1 protein-coding gene is annotated in these 1,318 nt (G+C 48.8%); it reads left to right on the forward strand.

The genetic code is table 11. From position 1 onward, the window contains the following. Positions 1–373: 373 nt before the first annotated feature. Positions 374–1,318, forward strand: a 945-nt coding sequence (gene ltrA / locus ACHAL6_RS15530; RefSeq protein ID WP_395271560.1) for a group II intron reverse transcriptase/maturase, incomplete at its 3' end; no start/stop codon positions are given.

The following is a 1,318-nucleotide window of genomic DNA, read 5'->3' on the forward strand; positions in this document are numbered from 1 at the left end:
CAGGAAGCGTTAGTCGAAGGCAAGGGTGTCCACCGCGAGGTGGAATCTGAAGGAAGCCGGATGTCAGGGCGCCGAGTCCTGGCGGACAAAGTTCCGAGCCGACGTACAGAAATCTCATATAAGGCCATGACAGGCGGACGACTCTGCAAAACAAGAGAAAGTCCAATGCTACCCGGACCTGATTATGGTAGATGAGGCGGCTACATGGAATGAAGGTTATCGTTCTTACCCGGGGAGATCTCACAGACATCCGGCTAGGATGGAGTAAAGCTTGCTGTGAGAAGTCAGCCGAAGCCATAGTACTGGAAATGAAATTCCAGGAAGGGCCGAACAATCGTAGACCTTTAGTAACAACCGGAAGGAGGATAACGTGATGAAAACAGAAAATCGGAAGAGCTGCCTGCGGAGGGATAGTGCGGAACATGAAGAGCATGCAGGAGTGTCGAGCGTTATCGCTCGGAAAGGAAGAGAACAAGGCGGTGCATCAGATTTGCTGGAGGAAATCCTCAGCAAGAGAAATCTCTTTGAAGCATACAAGAAAGTCAAAGAGAAGAAGGGCTCACCCGGAATAGACGGTATGACCGTCCATACGGTTTTGCCCTGGTTACAGGAACATGTCGAGGAATTAAGACAGAGCATACGGGATGGAAAATACAAACCTTCCCCGGTGCGAAGAGTAGTGATTCCAAAGCCGGATGGTGGAGAACGGAAACTGGGTATTCCGACAGTCATTGACCGGATTATCCAGAAATCCATAACCAACAGTCTTACACCCATCTATGAACCGCTCTTTGCAGACGAAAGTTTCGGATATCGCCCGGGCAGAAGCCCGCAACAGGCGATGCAAAGAGTGAAGGAACTGGTGGATGACGGGTTCGTCTATGTGGCGGAAGTCGACTTATCGAAGTACTTCGATACCATCAATCACGAACTGCTGATGAATATGATTCGGGAAAACATCAAGGATAAACGTGTGACAGACCTCATCAAGAAGTATCTCAAGAGTGGGGTAATGATTAATGGCGTCGTCATCGAAACCGAAGAAGGTTCTCCGCAAGGAGGTCCACTTTCACCGCTTCTCTCAAACATCTATCTGGACAGGTATGACCAGGAAATGAGAAGAAGAGGGGTAACGTTTGTACGTTACGCCGATGATATTGTGGTGCTAGCCAGAAGCAGAAGAGCCGCGGAACGACTGCTGGAATCCAGCAAGAAGTATCTCGAAGGCAAACTGAAGCTGAAGGTGAATGAGGACAAGAGCAGAGCCATAAGCATCTATTCCAGGAAATTCAAATTTCTGGGATATGCTATAGGTAAA

It is taken from the genome of Proteiniclasticum sp. C24MP, assembly GCF_043951855.1.
Lineage (GTDB): Bacteria > Bacillota > Clostridia > Clostridiales > Clostridiaceae > Proteiniclasticum.